This window comes from Streptomyces turgidiscabies Car8 (assembly GCF_000331005.1).
Taxonomy (GTDB): domain Bacteria; phylum Actinomycetota; class Actinomycetes; order Streptomycetales; family Streptomycetaceae; genus Streptomyces; species Streptomyces turgidiscabies.
Genome location: NZ_AEJB01000491.1, coordinates 1 through 4,650 on the forward strand (window position 1 = coordinate 1; position 4,650 = coordinate 4,650).

The 4,650-nt window shown below is 66.7% G+C and carries 3 protein-coding genes; all 3 read left to right on the top strand.

The window, feature by feature from the left end:
• Positions 1-35 precede the first annotated feature (35 nt).
• The 3 genes from STRTUCAR8_RS35115 (at position 36) to STRTUCAR8_RS35125 (ending at position 4,466) form a co-directional block, all read left to right on the top strand.
• Positions 36-737, top strand: a complete 702-nt coding sequence (locus tag STRTUCAR8_RS35115; protein ID WP_044473439.1) for an HAD family hydrolase — start codon at positions 36-38, stop codon at positions 735-737.
• 458 nt (positions 738-1,195) lie between these two features.
• Positions 1,196-2,800, top strand: coding sequence for an ABC transporter substrate-binding protein (locus tag STRTUCAR8_RS35120; RefSeq protein ID WP_006380997.1), 1,605 nt, complete (start codon positions 1,196-1,198; stop codon positions 2,798-2,800).
• Between the two features lie 85 nt (positions 2,801-2,885).
• The gene (locus tag STRTUCAR8_RS35125; protein WP_006380996.1) at positions 2,886-4,466 is read left to right on the top strand and encodes an ABC transporter substrate-binding protein; all 1,581 of its coding nucleotides are present in this window, start codon (positions 2,886-2,888) and stop codon (positions 4,464-4,466) included.
• Positions 4,467-4,650 lie beyond the last annotated feature (184 nt).

A 4,650-nucleotide genomic window follows, 5' to 3' on the forward strand; every position in this document is an offset into this window, starting at 1 on the left:
ACCGGCCTGATCGTCCCTCAAGGAGGTGCGCCAGGATGACCAGCACGGTCCCCGCGCTCGGAACCCGTACGGCCGAAGGCTCAGCACTGCAGGCCGTCCTCCTCGACATGGACGGCACCCTGGTGGACACCGAGGGCTTCTGGTGGGACGTCGAGGTGGAGATCTTCGCCGGCCTCGGCCACATCCTCGACGAGTCCTGGCGGCATGTCGTGGTCGGGGGCCCGATGACCCGCAGCGCCGGATTCCTCATCGAGGCCACCGGTGCCGACATCAGCTTCGCCGAACTCTCGGTACTGCTCAACGACGGGTTCGAGGACCGTATCGGCCGCTCCCTGCCCCTGATGCCCGGTGCCGCCCGCCTCCTCGCCGAACTCTCCGCGCACGAGATCCCGACGGCCCTCGTCTCCGCCTCGCACCGCCGGATCATCGACCGTGTCCTGGCCTCGCTGGGCCCGCAGCACTTCGCCCTGAGCATCGCGGGCGACGAGGTGGAGCGTACGAAGCCGTACCCCGACCCCTACCTCATCGCGGCCGCCGGACTCGGCGTCGACCCGGTGAGATGCGCCGTCGTCGAGGACACGGCGACCGGGGTGGCGGCCGCGGAGGCCGCCGGCTGCCATGTCGTGGCCGTACCGTCGGTAGCCCCCATCGCCCCCGGCGCGCGCCGCACGATCGTGACCTCGCTGGAAGAAGTCGACCTGCCCTTTCTGCACGGCCTGATGAGGAACGACCGATGACGGAAATAGGCTGACCCGTTTACCGAGTGTGCCCGATCGAATGCGGGAATGCGCGCGGATGAACGGGCAGCTCATCAATTGAGAATTTCGACCCTCTGTCGATCTCCGTCGGCGACGGAATTCACGAACGCGCTCTTGCGCTTCGAATGTGTGAGTTTCGCCACGCGGCCGGGGCTCGACAGCGGGCAAGTGCCGTGTACACGCACCTCGTTCGGGGACTCCCGGCGCACCCTTGTGTCCTGATTGGGGACAGCCTGCGCGGAATCCTTCCGCTGTCGGTTTTTCGGTGCGTCCACACCCGGTTTCGCAGCGTGATGAGTCGCCAACTCCGGCTGCATGCGGGCGTCTCCGCGGTCCGGACTAACCTCGTTGGGAGAACATCGACACAATCCCTCACCCGCGCGCACCACCCCACGCCCGCCGGGTCCCCTGGGATCGACAGCCTGGAGAACCCGAGCATGAACCGCAAGACTTTGGTGCTGCCGACCGTGGTCGGCCTGCTCGCTCCGGTGCTCGCCGCCTGCGGCGGAGTCGACGGCGCGGGCAGCAGCAGCGGCGCGATCGTCGTCGGCACCACGGACCGGTTCACCGCCACGAAAGACGCCCCCGCGCCGATCGACCCGGCCTACGCCTACGACGTCGGCACCTGGAACATCCTGCGTCAGACCGTGCAGACCCTCATGGTCCAGCCGCGCGGCGACGGCGAGCCGGTGCCCGAGGCCGCCGAGAAGTGCGCGTTCACGGACAGCGGCAACGAGCGCTACGCCTGCACCCTGCGCAAGGACCTCAAGTTCTCCGACGGCGACGCCGTCAAGGCCTCCGACGTGAAGTTCTCCATCGACCGGGCCCTGCGGATCCAGGCCGACAGCGGTGTGTTCGCCCTGCTGTCCACTATCGACACCGTCGAGACCCAGGGCGACCGCGAGGTCATCTTCCACCTCAAGAGCGCCGACGCCACGTTCCCGTTCAAGCTGTCCACCCCGGTCGCGGGCATCATCAACCCCGCCGACTACGACAAGGACAAGCTGCGCGACGGTTTCGACGTCGACGGCTCCGGCCCGTACACGCTCGATGCCGAGGTCAAGAACGACGAACTCGTCAAGGCCGTCTTCACCAAGAACCCCCATTACCAGGGGCAGTTGACGCCGAAGAACGACAAGGTCGAACTGCGTTCCTTCACGAACGCCAGCGAGATGGGCACCGCGCTCTCCAAGGGTGACATCGACCTGATGACCCGCTCGATGTCACCCGAGCAGATCAAGAAGCTCGACGAAGCCTCGACCGGTGACATCGACCTCGTCGAGATGCCCGGCCTCGAAATCCGCTACCTCGCCTTCAACACCGACGCCCCGACGGTGAAGACGAAAGCGGTCCGCCAGGCGATGGCCCAGATCATCAACCGCGCCCAGCTCGTCGCGAAGGTGTACGGCGACGAGGCCCAGCCGCTCTACTCGCTGGTCCCGGCCACCATCACCGGCCACTCGAACTCCTTCTTCAACAAGTACGGCGAGCCCAACGACGTCAAGGCCAAAACCCTGATGGAGGGCGCCGGCATCACCACCCCGGTGAAGCTGACCCTGCACTACACGACCGACCACTACGGCTCGGCCACCAAGCAGGAGTTCGAGGAACTGCAGCGGCAGCTCAACGCCAGCGGACTGTTCAAGGTGACCATCAAGGGCGCTCCCTGGGACACCTTCCGCCCGGCCGAGAAGGAAGGCGAGTACGACGTCTACGGCATGGGCTGGTTCCCCGACTTCCCCGACGCCGACAACTACCTCGCGCCGTTCCTCGACAAGGACAACTTCCTCAACCTGCCGTACGCCAACGCCAGGATCCGCAACAGCCTGATACCCGAGTCCCGCCGCGAGGCCGACCGCCTCACCGCGACCGCGAGCCTCACGGACATCCAGGACATCGTGGCCGACGACGTACCCGTACTGCCGCTGTGGCAGGGCAACCAGTACATCGCGGCACGTGACGGCATCACCGGCGCCGAGTGGGCTCTCAACTCCTCCTCGACGCTCCAGCTGTGGGAACTCGGCCGCGGTGTGAGCAACTGACCCGCACACCCGTCCGAGGCACAATTCCCGACCCGGAGCTGGGACGGCTCCGGGTACCCAAGACCCGACGACAAGGCACTTCCACGTGAATCTGCGCAACCAGTGGCCGGTCCTGCCCATCGTGGCGGGGCTGGCCTCCGGCCTGCTGACCGGATGCGGCTCGGAGAACGGTGACTCGGGGGCCGACGGCTCCACCGTGGTCATGGGGATGTCCGACGACGTCCTGGCCACCGACCCGGCCTCCGGCTACGACCCCGGCTCCTGGCTGCTGTTCAACAACGTCTTCCAGTCGTTGCTGAGCTTCCCCAACGGGGGCACCGAACCGCAGCCCGAGGCGGCCAAGGAGTGCGCCTTCAGCGACGCGCAGACCAAGGTGTTCAAGTGCACCCTGCGCGACGACCTCAAGTTCAGCAACGGTGACGCGCTCACCTCGGAGGACGTCAAGTTCTCCTTCGACCGCATGCTGAAGATCAACGACGCCGCGGGCCCCGCGATCATGTTCCCGATGCTCGGCTCGGTGGAGACCCCGGACGACAAGACGGTCGTCTTCCACCTCAAGGTGCCCGACGCCACCTTCCCCAGCAAGATCGCCTCCGGCGCCGGCTCGATCGTCGACCACAGCCAGTACGACAAGGACGGCCTGCGCAAGGACGGCGAAGCCGTCGGCTCCGGCCCCTACAAGCTCGACTCGTTCGGCGAGGACAGCGCGGTCTTCTCCGTCAACCCGAACTACAAGGGCACCGCCGAAGTCCACAACTCCGGCGTCACCCTCAAGTTCTTCCACGGCGACCAGACCAAGCTGAAGAGCGCCCTCGTCGACAAAGACATCGACATCGCCTACCGAGGCCTCAAGGCCGGCGACATAGCCGACATAGAGAAGGACAGCGGCGACGAGGGCATCGACATCGTCGAGGGCACCAGCGCCGAGGTCCAGCACCTCGTCTTCAACATGAACGACCCGGTCGCCGGAAAGCTCGGGGTACGCAAGGCCATCGCCTACCTCCTCGACCGTGAGGCCCTCGTCGACCAGGTCTACGAGGACACCGCGACCCCCCTCTACTCGATCATCCCGGCCGGCATAGCGGGTCACAACACCGCCTTCTTCGACACCTACGGTGCCCGGCCGTCCAAGGCCAAGGCCCAGCAGGCCCTCCAGGCCGACGGCATCACCGGCAAGGTCCAGCTGACCCTCTGGTCGACCCCGTCCCGCTACGGCCCCGCCACCGACGACGAGTTCAAGGCCATCGCCGAGCAGCTCAACGCCAGTGGCCTGTTCGAGGCGACCGTCAAGTCCGTGCCCTTCGCGCAGTACGAGAAGGACATCGAGGCCGGCAAGTACGGGGTGTACGTGAAGGGCTGGGTGCCGGACTACCCCGACGCCGACAACTTCACTGCCCCGTTCTTCGGCCAGGGCAACGTCCTCGGCAACAACTACACCAACGACACCATCACCGACACCCTCATCCCCGGCACCGCCGCCCAGAGCGACCGGTCCGCGACCGACACGGACTTCGCCGAGCTCCAGAACATCGTCGCCAAGGACGTCCCCGTCCTCCCCGTGTGGCAGGCCAAGCAGTACGCCGTCGCCCGCGACAACGTCTACGGCCTCGAGTACTGCCTCGACGCCTCGACCGTCTTCCGCTTCTGGGAGATCAACAAGGACTGACCCGGCCGCACACACGAGGTCATGCAACAGGGCGAGCATGGCGGCGAGTTGCTTCTCCGTCGGCTGCCCGCCCACCGCGTCCGGCCCCATGACGTACCGGCGCAGCGCGCAATGCCCCACCATGAAGCCGGCGTTGACCGCGATCCGCCCCTCCAGCGCGTCCAGGTACTCCCCGAAACTGCTC